Here is a 22,480-nt window from a genome sequence, read left to right on the forward strand (position 1 = left end):
TACCTCCGGATATGGTTTTATGATTGAGCCCCGTCCGCCGGCTGGCAGCCCGCGGACACGGCAGACATCCTCATGAACGCTGATCGGAAATTAGAAATTCGGCGATTGCACGATGAATATATCAGAACGCGATGCGTAAACGATTAGAGCAGGCTCTTCGCCGCGTTGACGACATTGCCGACCGTGAAGCCGAAGTACGCCATGACCTCGTTGCCCGGGCCGGACGCGCCGAACGTGTCGATCGCCAGCACCTTGCCGCTTGGGCCGGCGTACCGGTCCCAGCCGAGCGAGATCCCCGCTTCGATGGTTACGCGCTTCGCGACGGAAGCCGGCAGCACCGCTTGCTTGTACGCGTCGTCCTGCCGTTCGAACAGCTCGCGGCTCGGCATGGCGACCACGCGCACCGACAGGTTCTCGCGCTCGAGCTCAGCCTTGGCGCTCACCGCCAGCGACACCTCGGAGCCCGTGCCGATCAGGATGACGTCCGGATTGGCGTTCGTTTCCGTCAGAATGTAACCGCCCTTTGCGACGTCGCTCACGTTCGCTTGGGTCGCTTCGTATACCGGAAGGTTCTGGCGGCTCAGAATAAGCGCGACCGGCCCTTCGTTTTGCTGCAGGGCGTACGCCCATGCGCTGGCCGTCTCGTTCGCGTCCGACGGACGGATGACCGTCAGGCCCGGAATCGTGCGCAGCGCCGCGAGGTGCTCGACCGGCTCGTGCGTCGGGCCGTCTTCGCCGACCGCGATGGAGTCGTGCGTGAAGACGTACGTGACGGGCAGCTTCTGCAGCGCCGCCAAGCGGATGGACGGCCGCAGGTAGTCGCTGAAGACGAAGAACGTGCTGACGAACGGCTTCACGCCGCCATGCAGCGCCATGCCGTTGCCGGCCGCGCCCATCGCGTGCTCGCGGACGCCGAAGTAGACGTTGCGCCCGGCGTACGAGTCGATCGCGAACGTGCTTTCGCCGCTGATATCCGTCATCGTCGAGTGCGACAGGTCCGCGCTGCCGCCGAAGATGGACGGCACGAGCTTCACGAAGTGATTGATCGCGTTGCCGCTGGCCACGCGGGTCGAGACGGTCTTGGCCGGGTCGAACGTGAGCACGTCCGCCGTCTCGATCGTTAATTTGCCTTCGATGACGTCTTCCAGCTCGCCGCCGAGCGACGGATACTGCGCCTTGTACGATTCGAGCAGTCGGTTCCATTCTGCTTCTTTGCCGGCGCCTTTATGCTTCAACTCCGCAAAATGCGCTTTGACATCTTCCGGCACGTAAAACTCTTCCTCGTGATTCCAGCCGTAGACGGCTTTCGTCGCTTTGGCTTCTTCCTTGCCGAGCGGGGCGCCGTGCGCCTTGTTCGTGCCGGCAACCTTGCTGCCGTACCCGATGATGGTGCGGATCTCGATCAGCGTCGGCTGCGATTCGTTTTGCTTCGCTTCTTCGATCGCCTTCGCGATGGCCGCCACGTCGTTGCCGTCCTCGACCCGCAGGTACTGCCATTGCGCCGATTCCGCGCGCTTGCGGACGTTCTCGCCGAAGGAGAGGTTCAGATCGCCGTCGAGGGAGATGTCATTGGAATCGTACAGGACGATCAGCTTGCCCAGCTTCATGTGGCCCGCCATCGACATCGCTTCGTACGAGATGCCTTCCATCAAGCAGCCGTCGCCGACAATGGCGTAGGTGTGATGGTCGACCACAGGGAAGCCGTCGCGGTTGTACTTGGCGCCCAGATGCGCTTCCGCCATCGCCATGCCGACCGCCATTGCGATCCCTTGGCCGAGCGGTCCCGTCGTCGCGTCGACGCCGTCCGTGTGGCCGTATTCCGGATGCCCCGGCGTCTTGCTGTTCAGCTTGCGGAACTGTTTGAGGTCGTCCAGCGACACCTGGTAGCCGGACAGATGCAGCAGGCTGTACAGCAGCGCCGAGCCGTGGCCGGCGGAGAGGACGAAGCGGTCGCGGTTGAACCATTTGGCGTGCGCCGGGTTATGGTTCAGCTGGCGGGACCAGAGCGTGTACGCCATCGGCGCTGCGCCCATTGGCAGGCCGGGGTGGCCGGAGTTGGCGGCGTTGATGGCATCGATCGACAAGGTCCGGATCGTATCGATGGCGAGTTGGTCAATGGTTTGCGTGGTAGGCATAAGTGGCTCCTTCTTTCGTGTGGGTTTGATTGTCGGCTGTATCGTCGAACCGCCAGCGATGGCCGTTGCGCGCAAGCAGCTCGTCGGCTTCGGCCGGGCCGTAAGTGCCGGCCGCGTACGTTCGAAGCGGCACGAGATCTTCTTTGAAGGCGTCGAGGACCGGCTGCACCCATTTCCAGGCCAGCTCCACCTCGCTCCAGTGCGCGAAGAACGTCGGATCGCCCTGCAGCGCGTCGTGGATCAGGTTCTCGTACGCTTCCGGCACGTCCTGCTGGCTCGTGTGGAAGTTGACGAGCATCGGCTGGAATTCGCCTTTATGCTGCGGATCCCGCGTGTTCAGCTGCAGCGTGATGCCTTCGTTCGGGCTGATCTCGAAGACGAGCAGGTTCGGCGCTTTCGTCTTGTCGTCTTCCTGCGTATGCTCGCCGGCCAGTTCCTTGAACTCGATGACGATGCGCGTCGACTTCTCCTTCATGCGCTTGCCGGTCCGAATATAGAACGGAACGCCCCGCCAAAAATAATCGTCGATGTGCAGCTCGGCGGCAATGAACGTATCGTTCATGGAATCCGCCGCGATGCCCGGCTCCGACGTGTAGCCGACGACCGGCTTGCCTTGAATCTCGCCGGCCGCGTACTGTCCGCGGATGACGTTCGCGGCCACGTCTTCCTTCGCCAGCGGCTCGAGCGCCTCCATCACCTTCCGCTTCTTCGTGCGCACTTCGTCGGACGTGCTGTTGTGCGGCAGGTGAATCGCGAGCATCATGAGCAGCTGCAGCATGTGGTTCTGAAACATGTCGCGGACGGCGCCGACATGATCGTAGTAGCCCGCGCGTTCCTCGACGCCGACCGTCTCGTTCGCCGTGATCTGTACGTTGGCGATGTGGCGGTTCGTCCAGAGCGCCTGCAGCACCGGATTGGCCTGCTGGAGAATTTCCAGCTTCTGCACCATCGGCTTGCCGAGGTAGTGGTCGATGCGGTAAATCTCTTCTTCGGCGAACGAGCGGCTCAGCCGCGCGTTCAATTCGCGGGCGGACTGCAGATCGTGGCCGAACGGCTTCTCGATGACGAGACGCTTCCAGCCGTCGGCGGAGCCGAGCCCGCTCTCGCGGATGTTCGCGGCGATCGTCTCGAAGAATTCGGGGCCGACCGACAAGTAGAACAGACGGTTGGGCGCGGCGCCGAGCTCCGCTTCGCGCGCTTCGACCAGCCGCAGCAGCTTCTGGTAATCCTCCTTGCGGCCGATGTCGAGGACGCTGTAGCGGAACGCGCCCAAGAATTCGTTCAGCGCCTCGCCTTCGTTCGCCTCGCGGCGCGAGAAGCTCTTGAGCGACCGGGCGACGTTCTCCCGAAACGTCTCGTCGGTCAGTTCCCGTCTGCCGAGCCCGACGACGGAGAAGGCTTTCGGCAGCTTCCCGTCGACGAATAAATTATACAAAGCGGGATATATTTTGCGTTTCGCCAAATCCCCCGTAGCTCCAAACAAGACAAACGTTGTTGCCTCCATGGTTCATGACTCCTTCCGGCATGCTTATCTGAAATGCTGGTTTCTCTTCCTTGGTTCAACTATAATACGATTAGCATCTATACAAGTAATTAATATATTTCACAGGAGCTATAGACCATGTCTATGACCAATAACTACGAGCTGTACAAAGTTTTTTACTGGGCCGCGAAGACCGGCAGCCTGACGCAGGCCGCCAAAGCGCTGTACTTGACGCAGCCGAGCGTCAGCCATGCGATCAAACAGCTCGAGGACAGCTTCGGCCTCACCCTCTTCTACCGGAACTCCAAAGGCGTGGCGCTGACGCAGGAAGGCAGCATTCTGTATTCCTACATCGAGAAATCGCAAATTCTGATCACGATCGCCGAAGAGAAGATGGCCGCCCTCAAAAACCTCGACAGCGGCGAGCTGCGGCTCGGCGGCAGCGACTCGCTGTTCAAGCATTATTTGCTCCCCTTCCTCGAGGATTATCACCAGAAGCATCCCGGCATCAAGCTGCACTTGAACCACGGGACGACGCCGGAGACGATCTCGTTCCTGAAGGAAGGCCGCATCGACGTCGGCGTCGTGCGGATGCCGATCGTCGACGAGCAAATCGAGGTCTTGAAAGGCATCCAGCTCCAGGACTGCTTCGTGGCGGGCAACCTGTACGCCGAGCTGAAGGGCGAGGTCCTGTCGATGAAGGAGCTGCTGGAGTATCCCATCATCCTGTTCTCGCGCAACAGCCGGGTCCGGATGGCGATCACGGAGCTGTTCCAGAGCTACGGCTTCGAGATCAAGCCCGAGATCGAGGTCGGCAGCGTCGACCTGCTCATCGAATTCGCGCGCAAAGGGCTCGGCATCTCTTACGTGACCCGGGAATTCGTGACCCGGGAGCTCGAGGAAGGGTCGTTGTTCGAAATCCGGCTCGACGTCAAGCTGCCGCCTTCGCAGGTCGGCTTCATGATGATGCGCAACATGCCGCTGTCGAACGCGGCCCGCAAATTCATGGAGCTGGTGCACTGAGAACGGCGCCGTGCCGGCTATCCTCGGCCAGCCCGCGATCGGATCGCGGGCTTTTTGCCGTGCGCAGAGCTGGTGCTTCCGCGGGAATCCCCGACCAAAGCAGGGGACGCGGCCTGAGCGCAGGTCGGTTTTTCCAGGCCCCGCCTTCCGGTATAGTTGCTAGCAGAGCACTTATACAGGAGGTTACCTTGTATGACAGACGCAGTCCTTCAGCTACGCAATCTGACCAAAACCGTCGGCAGGCGCAACATCGTCGACAATCTGACATTCGACATCCAGCCTGGCGAGATATTCGGCTTCCTCGGCCCGAACGGCGCGGGCAAGACGACGACGATCCGCATGATCGTCGGCCTGATCTCGATGACGAAGGGAGAGGCGATCATCAAGGGCATCTCGGTCGGCAAGCATTTCGAGCTGGCGATGACGCACGTGGGCGCGATCGTCGAAAATCCAGAAATGTATAAATTTCTGACCGGCTACCAGAACCTCGTCCACTTCGCGCGCCGGCACGAAGGCGTGACGAAGGCGCGCATCGACGAAGTCGTCACGCTCCTCGGGCTTCAGAACCGGATCCACGAGAAGGTCAAACGCTACTCGCTCGGCATGCGCCAGCGGCTCGGCGTCGCCCAGGCCATCCTGCACCGCCCGTCGCTGCTCATTCTCGACGAGCCGACCAACGGCCTCGATCCCGCGGGCATCCGCGAGCTGCGCGATTACTTGCGCAAGCTGACCCGCGAGGAAGGGACCGCCGTCATCGTCTCCTCCCACCTGCTGTCGGAGATGGAGCTGATGTGCGACCGCGTCGCGATCATTCAGTCCGGCAAGCTGGTCGACGTCCGTTCGATCCAAGAATCCCGGGACGACGCGCAGACCAAAATCGTCATCGAGACCGGCGATGCCGCGGCCGCGCTGCGCCTGCTCGCCTCGGCGTTCGAGCCCGCGCTCGTGCGCGAGACCGGCGGCCGGCTGGAGCTGACGGCGGACAAGGCCGTCATCCCGCATCTCGTGCGGCTGCTGGTCGGCGCCGAGATCGACGTGCTCAGCATTCATGCCGCGCAGCGATCGCTCGAGGACCAATTCCTGGAAATTACCGGAGGTGAGATGGTTGTCTAGCTTAAGCAAACTGATTCGCAACGAGAACATGAAAATTTACCGCCGTCCGCGCACCTGGGCGATGATCGGTTTTCTCCTGCTCGCCATCGGCCTCATGAGCGGGATCATGAAATGGGATGCCGGCAAAGGCAGCCAGACGGATTGGCGGCAGCAGCTGACGCAGCGGAACGACCAGCTGCAGCAGCAGCTGCAGGGCCTCGCGCATCCGGGCGACAAAGAGCACCTGGAAGACGCGATCAAGCTGAACGCCTACTATTTGGAGCACGATATTAATCCGAACCGGCTGACACTGTGGACGTACGTAAACACTTCGGCCTCGCTCATTATTTTGGTCACGATTCTGACCGTCATCGTCGCGGCCGACATGATCGCCGCGGAATTTTCATGGGGCACGGTCAAGCTGCTGCTCGTCGGGCCCGCGTCGCGAACGAAGATCATGGCAGCCAAATATATCGCCACGCTGGGCTACGCGCTCCTGCTGCTCGTGATCGCGTTCGCGGCTGCTTTCGCCGCGGGCGGCATCTTGGAAGGCTTCGGCGCCATAAGCGAGCCGCATGTGACGATTGCGAACGGCGTCGTCCATGAGGGCTCGATGATCGCGAACGCGCTGCAGAAATACGGCTTCGCCGTCGTCTCGCTGCTGCTTTACGTCACGATGGCGTTCATGATCTCGGCAGCGTTCCGGAGCTCCTCGATGGCCATCGCCTTCTCGCTGCTGTTCATCTTCCTCGGCAATTCGCTGTCCGAGCTGCTGCGCGGGTACGAGTGGGTAAAATACTTGCTCTTCTCCAACATCGACCTGACGCAGTATATGGAGGGCTCCGCGCCGCTGCGGCCGGAGATGACGCTGTCCTTCTCCATCCTCATGCTGGTCGCGTACTACGCGGTCTTCCAGCTCGTGGCCTGGCTGCTGTTCACGAAGCGGGACGTGGCGGCCTGATCAATGAAATAAACCGATCTACGAAATAATCCGATTAACGAAATACCGGAAAACGCAAACACACGCCGGCTCGCTGCCGGCGTGTATTTGCGCGTTACGTGCGAGCGCGATCGGACTTCGTTCGACGACGGCGCGGCAGGGCATACCGATCGGCCGCTGACGACGGGCGGCGCGGGCTTGGCACCGGAAGGGCCGCCTCGGCAAACAAGTCTCCGCCGCGCAAAAAAAGGAACCCGGTTTCCTGCCCGGATTCCTTCTTCATTAATCCATATCGGTCGCCCCGCGCAGGGAAGCCGGCTGCTTCCTGGATTGGGCCTGCAGGTACATAAACGCGCAGCCGATGGCTATAATAACGATGATTGCCAATCCCCAGTAAATATTGCTGTACGCGGTTTTGATCGGCAGACTCTTTTGCCACGACAGCGCGCTCGCGGACGTCGCCACGCCGAACGCTCCGCTGAAAAACTGCAGCAGCTGGAACAGGCCGAGCCCCGAGCCGATCTGTGCCGGCGGCAGAAGGCGGGAGATTTCATTCGATATGCTGCTCGACAGAATCGTGAAGCTGATGCTCATCAGGATATAGATGAACAGGATCGCCACGTACGACGTGCCTTGGAAGAAGGCAAACAGGACGACGGACAGCAGCAGCAAGAGCGGTACGAAACGGATAATCGAACCGTTGCCGCGCAGGTCGATGATTTTGCCCGCTTTCCGCGAGACGAAGATGGCCAGGAACGAGCCCGGGAAGATGACGAGTCCCGCTTCGATCGCGCTCAAGCCGTACTGCTTGACGAGGATTTGCGGCAGCAGGTACAGCGTCGCGAAGCTGCTGATGTAGCCCGCGATGCCGACAACGCTCAGGACCAGGAACGAACGGTTCCGGAACAGCGCCGGAAGCACGAACGGATTCTTCGCCGCGCGGATGCGGATCGCGAACAGAATGAGCGACACGATGCCGCCGATAAGCGCGATCCACGAGTGGTTCGTCAAGTACAGCAGCAGCCCGGTCGTACCGGCGCCGATGAGCAGCGCCCCGAGCGCGTCGAAAGCGCCTTTGCGCGGCTGCTCCTTCGGAATCATGAAGACGTACAGCGGCACGCACAGCAGCGTGACCGCCGTGACGATGAACAGCACATGCCAGCCCAAATATTCGACGATCGCGCCGCCGACGACCGGACCGAGACCGAGGCCGAGGGAGACGGCCGACATGATGACGGCCATCGCTTTGCCGCGTCGTTCGACCGGCACGTAGCGGGAGATCAAGTTAAGCGACAGCGCGGGAATCGCGCCGGCGCCGGACGCCTGCAGGATGCGGACGAGCAGCAGCATCAGGAAGCTGTCGCTGAACGTGCCGGCGATCGCGGCCAAGCTGAGCGACAGCAGACTGATGATGAACAGTCGGCGGATCGGTACGAAATCCGAGAGCCGGCTGTACGTAATGGACGCCATCGCGAACACGATGGAGTACCCCGTGACGATCCAGGAAGTAGAGGACGCCGACAGCTGGAAGTCCTTCGCCACGTCCGGTAAAGCCAGATTGAACATCATCGTGTTCATGATGACGAGCACGATGGTAAAAGCAAGCAGCAGCGTGACCTTGCCTTCCTTTATCACACCTTGCTTCTCTGTGTTTATCATTGATTTCTCCACCCCATTTTATGAAAGTATGATTTCGGTCGGCTTAGCGGCAAGCAGCCAAGCGTAAAACGCTAACGGTCCGGCATGGAAGATCCTGCTCGCCGCAACGTCGGCAAGACGGCGATGGTCCGCACTGCCTGCCGCATGCCGCCTGCGTAACCGGCGCTTCTGCCGGCACCCGTTACGGATGTGATGCTCCTCATTCGTATCCTCCCCATTGAATCGGTCCGAGGCTGTTCGCCTCCGGCATCCCGATGATCGCGTCATGCCAATACCGCGCCGTCCGGATAAGTCCCCAATGACCTTATTGTTTCTCGGTCTATATCCGGCATTCGTTTAAGAATTATCGTTCTTATATCGGCAGCGAAAGTTCATCACGCGTTTCATGAATCCCACTATACCTCATTTAAGAATGATCAGTCAAGTATAAATGTTGGAACGGTGCCGGGCAGCCAATAATGATGCGCGCGAGAACGATTTCACCGGTCATTTCCCCGCTAATCCGATAAATTTAAAAGACCGGGCATTCCTGACCCGAACCGGTGGGAACGAAGTGATTGTTTGTCAAATGCCTCAGGCACCAAATGAAAAAGGCCGCCCCTTAACCACGCGCATGACGTGAGAGACAGCCTTTCCTAACAAACATTCCATCCTAACTGCGGCATGCCAGCGGTTATTTGGCGAACCGGTGATGGCCGATCGTCGCGATCGCGTCCAGACTGGACCAGAACGGTCCGGTGGACACCGCGGGATTGAAGAAATAAACCGCGTTCTTGATGTTATTGCGGCCGTTCAGCGCATCCTTTGCGGCGCGAAGCACCGAGGCGCTCGGCTTGCTCTTGTCGAGCAGTCCGTTATGCGCAGGCGGAAACTGCCGGCCGGAATAGATGACGTCACGGATCGTGTTCGGAAACCGCGGGTCCTTCACCCGGTTCAGGATCACGTTCGCCAAAGCCAGTTGTCCTTCGAAAGGCTCGTAGCCGGCTTCCACCATCGTAATCTTGGCGAGGAGCCGATAATCCTCCTCGGTGTACGCCTTCGCCGGATGGGCGAGGAACGACGGGTTCACCACTTTCAGCTTCGCCCCAGAGTTCACGTTCGCGCCGACGGCCATGCCGTTGCGCTTCAACAGCGCCGACTGGCTGCTGCCGGCGTCCTTGCTGATGTCGCCCAGGCCGTACGATGCCGTGACGACCGCCGGCTTCACGGAAGACAGTTCAATGACCGTGCCATCCGCTGCCGCCTTCATGTCGGCGTGGAGCATCTCGGCGAGCGCGCGCAGCGGCATGTACAGCCTGCCGCCCTTCAAGAACGGATAAGTTTCCATCATGTAACGGCCGCCGTTGAAGTAGACGACGGGCACGCCGTTGCCAAGCACGATCGTATCGTTTACTGCGTTATGTATCGTCAATTCCTCGTCGGCTTTGTTCCAGCTCGACGTCGCGCCCAGCTTCGCGGCGACTTTGGCCACGGGCGCGTACAGCTTCCCGTCGCTGATGAACAAGAGACCGAGCTTGCTTGCGGCGCCGTTTACGACGACCTTCACGTTCGCCGCCGAAGCGTCCTGCGCGTGCGCGCTGGACATCGGCAGAGCGCCGAGCAGGGCCAGCGCCAGCACCATAGCCGTGATGAACAGCCTTCTAACCGGCTTGCTTTCTCTGATCATGCGTACCTCCCAGAGCAAGATGGTTGGATGAAGCTTCCAACATTCGTCTTCTGGGCAAATTATAGCACAGCGAAAGTTGCCGTTTGGATTAACTTTTTCACAGAATTAAGAAAAACTTTAACGAACTCGCGAAAAAGACGGTTGATTTCCCCGATTTTTCCGGTTACGTCCTGTCCGATTTCGCGATTCCCCCGTACTTTTTCCAAAGAAAATCCCTTATACTACAAGTAATAATGAACAAGGAGGCAAAAACATGAAAAAAACGACGATTCCAGCCATTCAGCCATACAAGGGTGGAACGCGGACGTAAACGGCACACGCATCACCCCCTTGTAGGCGTGCCAAAAAACACGTAAAAGGGGTATCTCATGCGATTTCCGATCAAACGTTTTTTTTCGTATTACAAGCCTTATCTCCCATTGTTCGCGGCGGTCTTGGCCTGCGCGCTCGCCGTATCGGCCATGACCCTCGTGTATCCGCTGCTCGTGCGGCACATTACGAAGGACGTGCTGACCGGCGATCTGTCCGCCGCGCTGCCCCGCGTCTACGGCATCGGCGCGCTCATGGCGGCGCTGGCCCTGCTCCAGAACGCCGCGAACTGCTTCGTCGACTATAAAGGCCACGAGGTCGGCGCCCGGATGGAACGCGATATGCGGGGCGAGCTGTTCGCGCATCTGCAGACGCTCTCCTTCGGCTTCTACGACAAGGAGAAGACCGGGAAGCTCATGTCCCGCATCACGAACGACCTGCTGCTCGTGTCCGAGCTCTACCATCACGGTCCGGAGGATTACGTCAAGTATGCCGCCCGCTTCATCGGCGCCTTCGTCATCCTCTGCACGATCGACGCGCGGCTCACGATCGCCGTCTTCTGCTTCCTGCCCGTCATGGGCATCCTCTCGCTCGTCTTCAACAAGCGGCTGAACACCGCCATGAACCGGAACAAGGACCGGATCGGCGACGTCAACGCGCAGGTCGAGGACAGCCTGGGCGGCATCCGCGTCGTGCAATCGTTCGCGAACGAGGCCGTCGAGATCGGGAAGTTCAACCGCGAGAACGACCGCTTCCTCGCCAGCCGCAAGCATACGTACAAGGCGGAGGCGCTGTTCTACAACAGCTTCGAAACGATCATCCTGCTCATTTCCGCGACGGTCATCATCTTCGGCAGTGCCAGCATCGTGCACGGCCGGCTGGATTTGGCGGACTTGATCACGTTCCTGCTCTACGTCGGCTTCATGATCGAGCCGATTCAGCGGCTGACCCACATGAGCACGCAGCTGCAGGAGGGCGTGACCGGCTTCCAGCGGTTCGTCGAGCTCATGGACGTCGAGCCGGCCGTCGCGAACGCGCCGAATGCCCGGATGCTCACGGACGTCAGGGGCGAGGTGGAATTCCGGCGCGTCACCTTCCGCTACGAACCTCGGCTGAAGCCCGTTCTCGCCGGCCTGTCCCTATGCGTGCGCCCCGGCGAATACGTCGCGCTCGTCGGGCCGTCCGGTGCGGGCAAGACAACGCTCTGCTCGCTCATTCCCCGGTTCTACGACGTCGAATCGGGCGAGGTGCTGCTCGACGGGACCGACGTCAGGCAGCTCGAGCTCGGGTCGCTCCGCAGCAGCGTCGGCGTCGTGCAGCAGGACGTCTACCTATTCGCCGGGACGGTCATGGAGAACATTCGTTACGGCAGACCGGGCGCCGGCGACGACGAGATCGTCGCGGCGGCGAAGCACGCCAACGCGCACGATTTCATCATGAGCCTGCCGGACGGCTACGACTCCGAAATCGGACAGCGGGGCGTCAAGCTCTCCGGCGGCCAGAAGCAGCGGCTCAGCATCGCCCGCGTCTTCCTCAAGAACCCGCCGGTGCTCATCTTCGACGAAGCGACGAGCGCATTGGACAACGAAAGCGAGAGCATCGTCCAGGACTCGCTCGAGAAGCTGGCGAAAGGACGCACCACGATCGTCATTGCCCATCGCCTCTCCACGATCCGCGGCGCCGACCGGATCGTCGTCCTGACGGAGGACGGCATCGCGGAGGAAGGCCGGCACGACGCGCTGCTGAAGCGCGACGGGACCTACGCCCAGCTCTACGCCAAGCAGTTCGAATACCAGCCGTAAGCCGCGTTTGGTGCACTAAAAAAACGGTTTCCCCCGCCGGCAGGGGAAGCCGTTTTTTTGCGTACAGCTGTCTATTATTAAAATGCGGGTTAAACCTGGAGCTCTCTATTCAGATTCACAAGGTCTTGGTGCGTGAATCCTTCCGTAAACGCCGACAGCTTCTCTAACACTAGATTCCGTTGGAACCTGGCTTTTTCTTTAATGGCTTTTTGCAATGCAGCGGTCAGTTCCGCTTTGGTAAGTTCCGTGCAATAGCCAGGGGTGCCTGGCTGTTGTCGCCAGGAATCGCTTAACGATCCGCCGTCTACCGGGTCAAAGCCGACCTCATTCACTACGTTCATGATTATTTGTTTATGCTGCTCGTTATCACCGGCAATCGAGATGGCAATGCGTCCGTTGGTCCCCTCGGGAGTTCCTTTATACTCCAAGGTATAGGCCAATAAATTGTTAAAGGCTTTGATGATCGGTCTGCCTAATTGCTTTGAAACCCATTCGCTTTCAAGCATCCCGTTCTCGATTTCTTCCATTTCCCCGTCTCTTACCGGATAATAATTCGAAGTATCGACAATGATGACATCCTCGCCAACTTGCTCGATCATGCCGCGAATACTTGGCAACGCGTTGAGTGGGATCGAGACGATAAGAACATCAATGTCCGTAATGACTTCTTGAACAGGCACAGGCTTGCCTGCCAGCTCTTTTCCTGCTAGACGTTCGATTCCGCGAGCATCCGCAATTTTGATCTCATGTCCGTTCTTAGCTAATTTTTTGGCGATGTTCGTCGCCATTGGTCCTGCACCTATAAATCCAAATCTCAATTTCATTACCTCCCGAGTTAAAAAAATATCATACGATAGTTTTTTATCGTATAATCGTATTATAAAAACTTTATTCCGGCGTCTCTACGCTATAAAGAGAGCGTAAGTATGCCATTGGATACTGAGCGAAAGAGGTGGCGATTCTGTCTTATACCAATGAATTTCTAGAAGAATGCGGTTTCACTTTTGCCCAAAAAATTTTATCGGGCAAATGGTCAATGCTGATTATTTTGTTCCTGAGCGAAAGGACCATGCGCTTTAATGAACTTCAACGCTTATTTCCGGACATTACACATGCTACTCTGACCAAACAGCTTCGCATGCTGGAGGACTACGGCATTGTAGTACGAACCGTCTATTCCCAATTACCGCCAAAGGTTGAATATGCCTTGAGCGATATCGGGATGCAGCTCAAACCTATCCTAGACTCCGTCAAATTATGGGGAGAGGCATACAAAAAGCACCAAGCCCGGTCGGCGTTCAGTCCTCAATAACATGGAACGTAACCATCAAATTGCCCGCCGGCGCTTGCCCGGCCGCCGGAAGCGCCCCGAGGCTGCCGCCGGTGCCGGCCGCCTCAATCGAACGCGGCTTCCCCGCCCGGTTCCCGCTTCGCCGCGAACAACGCCTTGATCTGCGCCTCTGTGTTGCGCTCGATCGACAGCTCCGGCAGCGCGTCCTCGGCGAAGTAGCCGACCTCCGACGTCTCCATGCCCGCTTCTAGCCTGCCTCCGACGGCCTCGCACAGAATGAACATTTTATACACGTGATGCGGGGACGGCGGATGGTCGTGGAACTTCTTGTCCAGCACGGCGAGCAGCTTCGCCGGACGGACGTCCAGCCCCGCCTCCTCCTTCACTTCCTTGACGACGTTCTCCTTCGCGGATAGACCGATGTCCGCCCAGCCGCCGGGCAGCGCCCATGCGCCGTCCAGCTTCTCCCGTACGAGCAGGATGCGGTCCCCGTCGAAGATGACGCCCCGGACGTCCACCTTCGGCGTCTGGTACCCGGTCTCGCTCGCGAACAGCTCGCGGATCTTCGTCTCTTCGACGTCGGTATAGGCATGCATGATTTCGATGCTCAATTCCCGGAGCTGCTCGAACCGCTCCAAGTCGTATACGTCCTTGGAATAAGCCAGTCCCGCTTGGCTGATCGCCTGAATTCGTTTTGCCCAGTCGAGCCATTTCACTTGCGGCTGCATCGTATCCGTCCCTTCGATTCGTTTCCGGAGCGTGGCGCCCGGTCCAAGTCCGCCATGGCGTACGTATCCTATATACGACGCCGGGCACGGGATACCTTCGCTTCGCGCAGGCCGTTACTGTTCCAGCATCCAGCGCATGGGCTTGAACAGCCAGACGATCCATTTGTTCGGGCCGGGCAGTTCCGGGAAGCACAGCACCAGCAGCAGCAAGCATCCGGCGAAGGCGGATACGAGCACGTACGCCCGCCTCTCCTTCGGTTTTCCTTGCTTCAGCTTCGGCCATTCGTGCAGGGCGGCGAGCGCGAGCAGCAGCGCGACGCCGGCGAATTTCAACACCACGCGGTTCGTCCTCCTCCTAATTCGGCTGTACCGGCTGCGGGTCCGGCCGCGGCGGATCGCCCGGCGCCTTCTTGCGGATGCTTCCGACCAGGACCAGCAGTGCAGGAATAAGCACGTGGACGGTGCAGCTGTAGAACGGCGTGGCCTTGCTGATGAACCCCACCAGATCCTGCATGGACGGGCCCGACCATAGCGTGAAAGCCAAAAGCAGCACGCCGATCGGGAACACGATCGGCCGATAATCGTCCAGCCCGAGCCAATGCGCCATCCCGATAGCCAGCACGTAATAGAAGATCGCGATTTTCAAATAAACGCCCGCCACCCAGATGACGACCACGACCGATTCCAGGTGCTCCAGGAAATCGGCGATGCTGATGAAGCGCGCCGCCTGAATGACGGGATAGGTGAAGCTGCCTGTAATATTGCCGAACAGCATCAGCGTGTACAAGTTGCACAGCGAGAGCGTGCACATGGCCAAGATCACGGCGATGAGTCCCCATTTCAGCGCTTTGCCGCCGTCCTTCACATAGGGCAGGAGACGCGATCGCGCCGACGGCTTCCGCCATTCCTGGCACGCGCTTCGCGCCGGATACCGAGAGCTTCCGCTCGATCAAGGCCCGAACGTCCTGCGCTTGCGCGCTGCCGGCGGTCATGAGCGGCGTCAATACATTCTCGTTCAGCGCTTCGGTGTCGGAGAGACCTTCGATATAGATGAGCGCCGCTTCCGTTTCGCCGCCGACGGCGAACGGCCGGATCACGACGTCCGGACAATCCGCGTAGAGCGCCTGCAGCTCCCTTACATTATCCTGCAGCGCCGGCGCGAACCGCTCCGGCAGCCGCAAGCCCGCGTCGGGCAGCCGGCTCGCCGCCGACGAGCCGAACGCGCGCTTCGCCGCGTTATTTCCCAATCGGGTCCGAAACCGCATCCGCTCTCGTCTCCTTGCCTCGCATGTATCGAGAATTCCGTAATTTGTAAGATGCGCCAACAAGGCTCGCAATATTCCTTTCCAGGAAATCATTGTCTGCCGGTATGCAGCAAAAAACCGCTTCGCGCACGAAGCGGTTTGTATGATGGATCGCCTGCCGAACCGGCGGCAGCGCGAAGCCCCGATCCTCGCGGGCCTCGCGGGCCGCGGTCACGTCCGGCGCATGTAGGCGCGCACCGTGACCGGCGCGAACACCGCCACGATGACCGCGGCGCCGATCAGGGAGATGCCGAGGTCCCAGCCGGCGGTGCCGGCATTGGTCAGGTCGCGGACGGCCGAGATGAGATGAGAGATCGGATTGATGTCGGCGAACCAGCGCAGCCAGTGCGGCATCGTCTTCGTCGGCACGAACGCGTTGGACAGGAACGTCAGCGGGAACAGCACGAGCATCGAGATGCCCTGCACGCTCGAAGCCGTCCGCGCGATGACGCCGAAGAAAGCGAATATCCAGCTGATCGCCCACGAGCAAAAGATGACGAGCGCCGCGGCGATGGCGACGCTGCCGAGGCCGCCGTCCGGCTGGTAACCCATGACGTAGCCCATGGCGAACGTCAGCACGGTCGCGATCGTGTAGCGGATCGTATCCGCGAGCAGCGCGCCCGCTAGCGGGGCGATACGCGCGATCGGCAGCGATTTGAACCGGTCGAAGACGCCTTTGTCCATGTCCTCGCGCAGCTGTACGCCCGTCACGATCGACGTCGTGACCACGGTTTGCACCAGAATGCCGGGTATGATGACCGGCAGGTAGCTCTGGACGTCGCCCGAGATGGCGCCGCCGAAGATGTAGGTGAACATCAGCGTGAAAATAATCGGCTGCAGCGTCACGTCGAACAGCTGCTCCGGCGTCCGCCGGATTTTCAGCAGGCCGCGGTACGCCATCGTGAACGAATGGCGGACGGACTGGCCGAAGGAGGTGCGGTTGCGAAGCTTCAGCCCCGCCCCCGTCCTGATCGCCGGATGGCTCATGCGCTTGCCCCCTCCTTGCGCTGCCCGCGGCCGCCGCCGTTCGCCGGCGTCTCGTCCGCCGGTACGCCGTGTCCCGTGATCGTCAGGAACACTTCGTCGAGCGTCGGCTTCTGCACGCTGACCTCGGCGAGCGGAATGCCCGTCTCGCGGAGCGCGACCAGCACATCGGCGATCTGGTCGGCATCCGCCATCGGCGCCGTGATGCGCGCGGCTTCCGGCGAGACGGCCGACGGCGTCCGTAGCACCGCTTCGACGAGCCGGCGGGCGGCCTCGATATCGCGCGCGCTCCGCACCGTGAGCTGCAGCGACGTCGTGCCGATCGACGCTTTCAGCTCGTCGGCGGTCCCCTCGGCCACGACGCGGCCGCGGTCGATGACCGCGATCCGGTCGGCGAGCTGATCCGCTTCCTCGAGGTACTGCGTCGTCAGCAGCACGGTCGAGCCCGTCTTCACGAGCCGGCGGATCGTCTCCCACATCTGGGCGCGCGTGCGCGGATCGAGCCCGGTCGTCGGTTCGTCGAGGAAGATAAGCGGCGGCTGCGCGATCAGGCTGGCCGCCAGGTCGAGCCGGCGCCGCATGCCGCCGGAGAAGTTCTTGAGCGGGCGCTTCGCCGCCTCCGTCAGGCCGAATTCCTCCAGCAGCTCGGCCGACTTGCGCCGCGCCTCCGCGCGTCCGAGCCCGAGCAGGCGGGAGAAGATGATCAGATTCTCGGTCGCGCTCAGCGACTCGTCGACCGACGCATACTGGCCGGTCACGCCGATCAGCTGGCGGACGATCTGCGATTCCTTGACGACGTCGTACCCGAATACCCGCGCCGAGCCGGCGTCCGGCCGAAGCAGCGTCGCCAGCATGCGGATCGTCGTCGTCTTGCCGGCGCCGTTCGGCCCCAGCACGCCGTAGACCGAGCCGGCGTGCACGTTCAGGTCCACGCCGTCCACGGCGCGATTCGTCCCGAAGGCCTTGACGAGCCCGCGCGCTTCGACAGCCCATTCGCCGCCGTACCCGTTTTCGTTTCCATATCTCTGTTTCATGGCACTTCATGCCTCCTATTCGTTTGCGGATGATTAGGATGGTATCGTCGTTCTATGAACGGAATATGAACAACGACGGCAAAAAGGCCCCTGAACTTGAACGTTCGGGGGCCTTCCCGCGATGCCGGGCTGCGGCTCCGGACGCGATCGGATTAGGGTTGGATGAGGGCTTGCTGGGCTTGCTGGAACTGCGCGATCGCTTCGTATTCGTCCTCGAGCTTGCGCGAGACGCCGATATAGATCGGCAGCAGCCGGTGATAGACGGCCGCCGTTTCCGCGTCCGGCTTATGCTCGTACGTGGCGCCGACCATGTCCGCGACGACGCCGAGCGAATCCGCCTTGCCGATCGCGTACAGCCCGAGCACGACAGCGCCGAGGCAGGAGCTCTCGAAGCTTTCGGGCACGACGACTTCCTGGTCGAAGATATCCGCCATGATTTGGCGCCACAGCGCCGAGCGGGCGAAGCCGCCCGTGGCCAATATCTTGTTGGGCCGCCCGATGTTCTCCTCCATCGCCAGCAGCACCGTGTACAAGTTGAAAATAACGCCTTCCAGCACCGCGCGGATCAGATGCTCCTTGCGGTGGTGCAGGTTAAGCCCGAAGAAGGAGCCGCGGGCGTTCGCGTTCCAGAGCGGGGCGCGCTCGCCGGTAAAATACGGATGGAACAGCAGGCCGTCCGCGCCGGGCCGCACCCTCGCCGCGATCTGCATAAGCAGGTCGTACGGATCCGTGCCGAGCCGGCGCGCCGTCTCGGTTTCCGCGGCGGCGAACTCGTCCCGCGCCCAGCGGAGAATCATGCCGCCATTGTTGACGGCGCCGCCGATGACCCAATGCTGCTCCGTCAGCGCGTAGCAGAAGATCCGGCCCTTCGGATCCGTCACGGGCTTGTCGACGACCGTGCGGATGGCGCCGCTCGTGCCGATCGTGGCCGCTACGACGCCGGGCTCGATCGCGTTCACCCCGAGATTGGAGAGGACGCCGTCGCTCGCACCGACGATGAACGGCGTCGATGCGCCGAGACCCGTCTCTTCGGCGTACGCGGCATTCATGCCCCGCATCGCGTGTGTCGTCGGCACGATCGCCGACAGCCGCTCCCGCGTCACGCCCGCGAGCTCAAGCGCCTCATCGTCCCAATCGAGCCGCTCGAGATTCATCATCCCGGTCGCTGAAGCGATGGAATAATCGACGACGTACTCGCCGAACAGCCGCGCGAAGACGTATTCCTTGATCGAGATGAACTTCGCGGCCTTCCGGAACAGCTCCGCCTGCTCGTGCCGGAGCCACATCAGCTTGGGCAGCGGCGACATCGGGTGAATCGGCGTGCCGGTACGCAGGTATACGCCGTGTCCGTTCAGCTCGCGCTTCAGTTTGTCCGCCCATGCCGCGCTCCGGTTGTCGCCCCAGGTGATGCTGCGCGTGAGCGGCTTGCCTTCGCCGTCGACGAGGATGACGCTGTGCATCGCCGAGCTGAACGCGACGAACAAGACCTGCTCGGGCTTCGCCCTGCTCTGCGCCATGACGCCCTTAAGCGTATGAAGAACGGCGCGGAAAATCTGGTCCGGGTCCTGCTCGGCCACGGAGGATGTCGGCGTGTAGAGCGGGTACCCCTCATCCGCCTTGGCGACGATCGCGCCGTTCGTCTCGAACAGCACGGCTTTCGTGCTGGTCGTGCCGATGTCGACGCCGATCATGTACATCGATTGACTCACGGGAATAAACCTTCTTTCGGATAAAGTGCGGCCATTGCCGCCCGGCTGCCGTCAGACGTCCACGCTCAGCGGCCGATTAACATCAGCATAACAGGGAGCGGAATCGTAAACAACGTCATGCCGAAGCCCGGATGCTTGCGGTCGCCCCGCCGAAGCGTGTGACGCGGCAACCGCTTTCAAATCAGTTTCGTTAATTTCAAGCTCGGGCGCATATATTGCATACTTGTCGACAACATCAGGCATGCGGTTAGCGCCAAACGCCGATCAGCCCTCCGGTTACGGAAGGCTGTTGTGCAGCGTCCGGTTGGAATCGGCGAAGTATGCCCGCACCTCTGCCCCGATGACCGCGGCGTCCCGCGATTCGATCGCCTTCACGAGCCCTGCGTGCTTCCCGATGACGGCCTGCAGCTTCGCTTCGCCTTCGGTAAACACTTCGTCCGTCGTGATCAGCATGACGGCGAGCACGACGTGGCGAATGCTGTTCCACAGCTGCTGGATTCGCGCATGCTTCGCTTCGGCGATCATCGTTTCGTGGAAGCGAAAATCGAGCTGGGCAAATTCGGTGCAGTCGCCATGCTTCACAGCCAGTCCCATCTTGTCGATCAGCTGCCGGAGCTCGGCGAGCAGCGGTTCGCGGTCTCCTTCGGCCAGCCGCTGCTGCGCGAAGCTCTCGATCAGGTACCTGACGTCGTACAGCTCCTCGAGATCGTTCATGCTGAGCCCGAGCACGACGGCGCCCATCCGTTCGAGCCGGATGAGCCCTTCGTTCGACAGCGTTTTCAGCGCTTCGCGGACCGGTGACCGGCTCGCGCCGAATTCGGCGGCGATCCGGTTCTCCGAGATGACCGCTCCCGGCTCGATCGCGCCGCTGACGATTTGCAGCCGCAGTTCGCTCGCGATGGCGTCCCCGCGGGATGCGCCTTGCAGCCAGGCGGATGGATAACGCATAGTCGTTTCAACTCTCCTACGTATCGATTTCCGAACGCGTTTTAAGATCGGCAGGTACGATTTTACCACACATTCGCGGGAGGATACTATACGGAGTCGCGTCTCCATCCGGCTGCCGGATTGGCGGGATCGACGCTTGAAGCGCGAACAGCCCGCGGGGTTATTCGCTCCGCACGACGGCATGGCCGCCGAATTCGTTGCGCAGCGCCGCCACCACTTTGCCGTGGAACGTGTCCTCTTCCAAGGAGCGGTAGCGCATCAGCAGGGACAGCGCGATGACCGGCGTGCTCGTCTCGAGATCAAGCGCCGTTTCGAGCGTCCATTTCCCTTCGCCGGAGCTGTGCATGATGCCGCGGATGCCCTCGAGCTTCGGATCCTTGGAGAAGGCGTTCTCGGCCAGCTCCATCAGCCACCCGCGAATGACCGAGCCGTTCGACCAGACGCGGGCGACGTCCTCGTAGTTATAATCGAAATCGCTCTTCGACAGCAGCTCGAAGCCTTCGGCGATCGCCTGCATCATGCCGTATTCGATGCCGTTGTGAACCATTTTCAGAAAATGGCCGCTGCCGCTCTTGCCCGCATACAGGTAGCCCTTGTCCACCGCCATCGCTTGGAACAGCGGCTCGATGACCGCGAAAGCCTGCCGGTCCCCGCCGATCATGAAGCAGCCGCCTTGCGCCGCGCCTTCCGTCCCGCCGGATGTCCCCGCGTCGAAGAAGAAAATACTCTGAGCGGCGAGCCGCTCGCCGCGGGCGATGGAATCCTTGTAATGCGAATTGCCGCCGTCGATGACGATGTCCCCTGCGCCGAGCAGCGGCACAAGGGCGTCCAGCACCTGATCGACGATCTTACCCGCCGGCACCATCAGCCAGATGATGCGGGGCGCCTGCAGCTTCGACACCGCATCGGCGATCGTCTCCGCATATATCGCGCCTTCCGCGGCCAATTGCTTACCAGGCTCGGGATTCACGTCCTGCACGACAACCTCGTGGCCGTGCCGCAGCAAATTTTGCGCCAGATTGAAGCCCATCTTGCCCAGACCGATCATACCTAGCTTCATTATGCTCACCTCGATTTATGATGTACAAGTATACTTGTATACAACTCGTGAATCAATTGTACACCTTTCGCATGGATCTGTAAATACGCCGAAAAAAGCTGTCGCAATTTGCCAATCACCCCCGCAAAAACGGGATTAGCCCCGAATGGTTATTTATGGGCTTTCCTATGGGGTCAAAGGTATCTTTCCCCGTATGCAAAGTGCCACTATTCATGGATAGGAGGTATACGACATGATTCAACCATCCGCTAAGAAAGACTGGGCCGTTCCGACGCTGGAAGTTCTCTCCGTCAGCGAAACGATGTACGGCAAAGGCACGACGACGATCGATTACGTCACGACGGACGACATGGACATCTACAATCCAAGTTGATTCGCAAACCCTCCTTTCGGCAGCGTCTCGCTGCCGGCAATCCCGAAGAGACCGCCGGTTACTGCCGGCGGTTTTTGTTGTGCCGGTTAACCCGGATCCGTCACCCTGCGCTTAGTTCAGCCATCTCGGCGCTAACGGCACACCGTCGTTGCTCGTAGTGTTCGCGAAGACGAATGATATTATCCTCCGGCGACAATAGGCGCCAGACCGTCAAAAAAAAATTCTTTACCAAACGTTCTAGAAATGCTAAGATGTGTTCGGGAGGTGAACAGGCATGGCAAGAACCAAAGAATATGACGAACAAGCTGTCCTTGACAAAGCCATGCGGCTCTTCTGGGAACAAGGCTATGAGAAGACGTCCATGACCGACCTGGTCGAGCATATGGGCGTTCACCGCAGAAGCTTGTACGATACGTTCGGCGACAAGCGCACGCTGTTCCTGAAGGCGCTCGACCGTTATGGCGCGTTCACCGGCGCGGACCTGGCGAGCGGCATCCGGAAAGCCAAGACGGCCGAGGAGGCCGTGCGCTTCGTGTTCCACTACGCCATCGACGACAAAGACGGCTATCCATCAGGCTGCCTGCTCGTCAGTTCGGCGGTGGAGCTGGCCGCCCGCGACGCGGAGGCCGACGCCAAGACGCTGTTCGGCTTCGAGAACGGCGAACGGCTGATGGCCGACATTATCGAATGGGGACAGCAAAACGGCGAATTTACAACCAATGTCGACGCCAAGGAGCTGGCCGAATCGATGCATAACGCGCTGCTCGGCATCCGGGTCATGTCGCGCACCTCGGTCAGCCGGGAGAAGCTGTACCGGATCGTCGATCAATCCATGGGCTTACTGCAGAAACCGTAAGACCCTTTTTTTTCGAACCAATGAGAATGATCATTCCCATTAGATCCGTGCAGCCTTGCCGCCCGCGTTCATACCATGCCTTCA

The 22,480-nt window shown here is 60.4% G+C and carries 20 protein-coding genes and 1 pseudogene; 7 read left to right on the forward strand and 14 right to left on the reverse strand.

The window, feature by feature from the left end; translation table 11 throughout:
* Positions 1 to 143 precede the first annotated feature (143 nt).
* Entirely contained in the window at positions 144 to 2,135 is a 1,992-nt protein-coding gene (gene tkt / locus ACFPB1_RS08525) for a transketolase (protein WP_379224025.1), read from the reverse strand.
* On the reverse strand, positions 2,113 to 3,639 hold the full coding sequence (zwf, locus tag ACFPB1_RS08530) for a glucose-6-phosphate dehydrogenase (protein ID WP_379224027.1): 1,527 nt from the start codon (positions 3,637 to 3,639) through the stop codon (positions 2,113 to 2,115). The genes tkt and zwf overlap by 23 nt, the downstream gene beginning before the upstream one ends.
* A 123-nt stretch (positions 3,640 to 3,762) precedes the next feature.
* Here zwf and ACFPB1_RS08535 point away from each other — a divergent pair, with 123 nt between their 5' ends.
* The 3 genes from ACFPB1_RS08535 to ACFPB1_RS08545 all read left to right on the forward strand — a co-directional run bounded on the left by ACFPB1_RS08535 (position 3,763) and on the right by ACFPB1_RS08545 (position 6,694).
* Complete coding sequence (locus tag ACFPB1_RS08535) at positions 3,763 to 4,641, forward strand: LysR family transcriptional regulator (protein WP_379224246.1); 879 nt, start codon at positions 3,763 to 3,765, stop codon at positions 4,639 to 4,641.
* 192 nt (positions 4,642 to 4,833) lie between these two features.
* Positions 4,834 to 5,754 (forward strand): ABC transporter ATP-binding protein, encoded by a 921-nt coding sequence (locus ACFPB1_RS08540; protein WP_379224029.1) that lies wholly within the window; start codon positions 4,834 to 4,836, stop codon positions 5,752 to 5,754.
* A complete protein-coding gene (locus ACFPB1_RS08545; RefSeq protein WP_379224032.1) occupies positions 5,747 to 6,694 on the forward strand; it encodes an ABC transporter permease in 948 nt (315 codons plus the stop codon). Before ACFPB1_RS08540 ends, ACFPB1_RS08545 begins: the two co-directional genes overlap by 8 nt.
* 261 nt (positions 6,695 to 6,955) lie before the next feature.
* Here ACFPB1_RS08545 and ACFPB1_RS08550 read toward each other — a convergent pair whose 3' ends face one another.
* Both ACFPB1_RS08550 and ACFPB1_RS08555 read right to left on the reverse strand, forming a co-directional pair.
* Complete coding sequence (locus ACFPB1_RS08550) at positions 6,956 to 8,332, reverse strand: MFS transporter (protein WP_379224034.1); 1,377 nt, start codon at positions 8,330 to 8,332, stop codon at positions 6,956 to 6,958.
* A 673-nt stretch (positions 8,333 to 9,005) separates the two neighbouring features.
* Complete coding sequence (locus ACFPB1_RS08555) at positions 9,006 to 9,998, reverse strand: cell wall hydrolase (protein WP_379224036.1); 993 nt, start codon at positions 9,996 to 9,998, stop codon at positions 9,006 to 9,008.
* A gap of 368 nt (positions 9,999 to 10,366) precedes the next feature.
* Here ACFPB1_RS08555 and ACFPB1_RS08560 point away from each other — a divergent pair, with 368 nt between their 5' ends.
* The gene (locus ACFPB1_RS08560; RefSeq protein ID WP_379224038.1) at positions 10,367 to 12,109 is read left to right on the forward strand and encodes an ABC transporter ATP-binding protein; all 1,743 of its coding nucleotides are present in this window, start codon (positions 10,367 to 10,369) and stop codon (positions 12,107 to 12,109) included.
* An 89-nt stretch (positions 12,110 to 12,198) separates the two neighbouring features.
* Here ACFPB1_RS08560 and ACFPB1_RS08565 read toward each other — a convergent pair whose 3' ends face one another.
* Positions 12,199 to 12,927, reverse strand: coding sequence for an NADPH-dependent F420 reductase (locus ACFPB1_RS08565; protein ID WP_379224040.1), 729 nt, complete (start codon positions 12,925 to 12,927; stop codon positions 12,199 to 12,201).
* Between the two features lie 134 nt (positions 12,928 to 13,061).
* On the opposite strand from ACFPB1_RS08565, the gene ACFPB1_RS08570 reads away from it, so the two are divergent.
* Positions 13,062 to 13,421 (forward strand): winged helix-turn-helix transcriptional regulator, encoded by a 360-nt coding sequence (locus ACFPB1_RS08570; protein ID WP_379224042.1) that lies wholly within the window; start codon positions 13,062 to 13,064, stop codon positions 13,419 to 13,421.
* Between the two features lie 83 nt (positions 13,422 to 13,504).
* Here the strand turns inward: ACFPB1_RS08570 and ACFPB1_RS08575 are convergent, their stop codons facing one another.
* From ACFPB1_RS08575 to gnd, 9 genes and pseudogenes are all read right to left on the reverse strand, one after another.
* The gene (locus ACFPB1_RS08575; RefSeq protein WP_379224044.1) at positions 13,505 to 14,128 is read right to left on the reverse strand and encodes an NUDIX hydrolase; all 624 of its coding nucleotides are present in this window, start codon (positions 14,126 to 14,128) and stop codon (positions 13,505 to 13,507) included.
* Between the two features lie 114 nt (positions 14,129 to 14,242).
* Positions 14,243 to 14,467 (reverse strand): hypothetical protein, encoded by a 225-nt coding sequence (locus tag ACFPB1_RS08580; protein WP_379224046.1) that lies wholly within the window; start codon positions 14,465 to 14,467, stop codon positions 14,243 to 14,245.
* A gap of 16 nt (positions 14,468 to 14,483) precedes the next feature.
* Complete coding sequence (locus ACFPB1_RS08585) at positions 14,484 to 14,993, reverse strand: GerAB/ArcD/ProY family transporter (RefSeq protein ID WP_379224048.1); 510 nt, start codon at positions 14,991 to 14,993, stop codon at positions 14,484 to 14,486.
* A gap of 22 nt (positions 14,994 to 15,015) precedes the next feature.
* A pseudogene (locus ACFPB1_RS08590) lies at positions 15,016 to 15,486 on the reverse strand (spore germination protein); the annotation flags it as partial.
* Between the two features lie 117 nt (positions 15,487 to 15,603).
* Positions 15,604 to 16,419 carry an ABC transporter permease gene (locus tag ACFPB1_RS08595; RefSeq protein ID WP_379224050.1) on the reverse strand — a complete coding sequence of 272 codons (816 nt, stop codon included), beginning with the start codon at positions 16,417 to 16,419 and terminating at the stop codon, positions 15,604 to 15,606.
* On the reverse strand, positions 16,416 to 17,450 hold the full coding sequence (locus tag ACFPB1_RS08600; RefSeq protein WP_379224052.1) for an ATP-binding cassette domain-containing protein: 1,035 nt from the start codon (positions 17,448 to 17,450) through the stop codon (positions 16,416 to 16,418). The genes ACFPB1_RS08595 and ACFPB1_RS08600 overlap by 4 nt, the downstream gene beginning before the upstream one ends.
* Before the next feature lie 152 nt (positions 17,451 to 17,602).
* Entirely contained in the window at positions 17,603 to 19,159 is a 1,557-nt protein-coding gene (gene gntK / locus ACFPB1_RS08605) for a gluconokinase (RefSeq protein WP_379224054.1), read from the reverse strand.
* 276 nt (positions 19,160 to 19,435) lie between these two features.
* Positions 19,436 to 20,107 carry a GntR family transcriptional regulator gene (locus ACFPB1_RS08610; protein WP_379224056.1) on the reverse strand — a complete coding sequence of 224 codons (672 nt, stop codon included), beginning with the start codon at positions 20,105 to 20,107 and terminating at the stop codon, positions 19,436 to 19,438.
* A 160-nt stretch (positions 20,108 to 20,267) separates the two neighbouring features.
* Positions 20,268 to 21,167, reverse strand: a complete 900-nt coding sequence (gene gnd / locus ACFPB1_RS08615) for a phosphogluconate dehydrogenase (NAD(+)-dependent, decarboxylating) (protein ID WP_379224059.1) — start codon at positions 21,165 to 21,167, stop codon at positions 20,268 to 20,270.
* Positions 21,168 to 21,399: 232 nt separating this feature from the next.
* Here gnd and ACFPB1_RS08620 point away from each other — a divergent pair, with 232 nt between their 5' ends.
* Both ACFPB1_RS08620 and ACFPB1_RS08625 read left to right on the forward strand, forming a co-directional pair.
* Complete coding sequence (locus tag ACFPB1_RS08620; protein WP_379224061.1) at positions 21,400 to 21,540, forward strand: paeninodin family lasso peptide; 141 nt, start codon at positions 21,400 to 21,402, stop codon at positions 21,538 to 21,540.
* Between the two features lie 274 nt (positions 21,541 to 21,814).
* On the forward strand, positions 21,815 to 22,396 hold the full coding sequence (locus ACFPB1_RS08625) for a TetR/AcrR family transcriptional regulator (protein WP_379224063.1): 582 nt from the start codon (positions 21,815 to 21,817) through the stop codon (positions 22,394 to 22,396).
* The last annotated feature ends 84 nt before the right edge of the window (positions 22,397 to 22,480 follow it).

Source organism: Paenibacillus sp. GCM10023250 (assembly GCF_042653205.1).
Lineage (GTDB): Bacteria > Bacillota > Bacilli > Paenibacillales > Paenibacillaceae > Paenibacillus_Z.

Excerpts from the sequence above, each read along its gene's own strand:
- tkt (WP_379224025.1), bottom strand. The coding sequence starts at position 2,135 with ATGCCTACCACGCAAACCATTGACCAACTCGCCATCGATACGATCCGG.
- zwf (WP_379224027.1), bottom strand. The coding sequence starts at position 3,639 with ATGGAGGCAACAACGTTTGTCTTGTTTGGAGCTACGGGGGATTTGGCG.
- ACFPB1_RS08535 (WP_379224246.1), top strand. The coding sequence starts at position 3,763 with ATGACCAATAACTACGAGCTGTACAAAGTTTTTTACTGGGCCGCGAAG.
- ACFPB1_RS08540 (WP_379224029.1), top strand. The coding sequence starts at position 4,834 with ATGACAGACGCAGTCCTTCAGCTACGCAATCTGACCAAAACCGTCGGC.
- ACFPB1_RS08550 (WP_379224034.1), bottom strand. The coding sequence starts at position 8,332 with ATGATAAACACAGAGAAGCAAGGTGTGATAAAGGAAGGCAAGGTCACG.
- ACFPB1_RS08555 (WP_379224036.1), bottom strand. The coding sequence starts at position 9,998 with ATGATCAGAGAAAGCAAGCCGGTTAGAAGGCTGTTCATCACGGCTATG.
- ACFPB1_RS08560 (WP_379224038.1), top strand. The coding sequence starts at position 10,367 with ATGCGATTTCCGATCAAACGTTTTTTTTCGTATTACAAGCCTTATCTC.
- ACFPB1_RS08575 (WP_379224044.1), bottom strand. The coding sequence starts at position 14,128 with ATGCAGCCGCAAGTGAAATGGCTCGACTGGGCAAAACGAATTCAGGCG.
- ACFPB1_RS08595 (WP_379224050.1), bottom strand. The coding sequence starts at position 16,419 with ATGAGCCATCCGGCGATCAGGACGGGGGCGGGGCTGAAGCTTCGCAAC.
- ACFPB1_RS08600 (WP_379224052.1), bottom strand. The coding sequence starts at position 17,450 with ATGAAACAGAGATATGGAAACGAAAACGGGTACGGCGGCGAATGGGCT.
- ACFPB1_RS08610 (WP_379224056.1), bottom strand. The coding sequence starts at position 20,107 with ATGCGTTATCCATCCGCCTGGCTGCAAGGCGCATCCCGCGGGGACGCC.
- gnd (WP_379224059.1), bottom strand. The coding sequence starts at position 21,167 with ATGAAGCTAGGTATGATCGGTCTGGGCAAGATGGGCTTCAATCTGGCG.
- ACFPB1_RS08620 (WP_379224061.1), top strand. The coding sequence starts at position 21,400 with ATGATTCAACCATCCGCTAAGAAAGACTGGGCCGTTCCGACGCTGGAA.
- ACFPB1_RS08625 (WP_379224063.1), top strand. The coding sequence starts at position 21,815 with ATGGCAAGAACCAAAGAATATGACGAACAAGCTGTCCTTGACAAAGCC.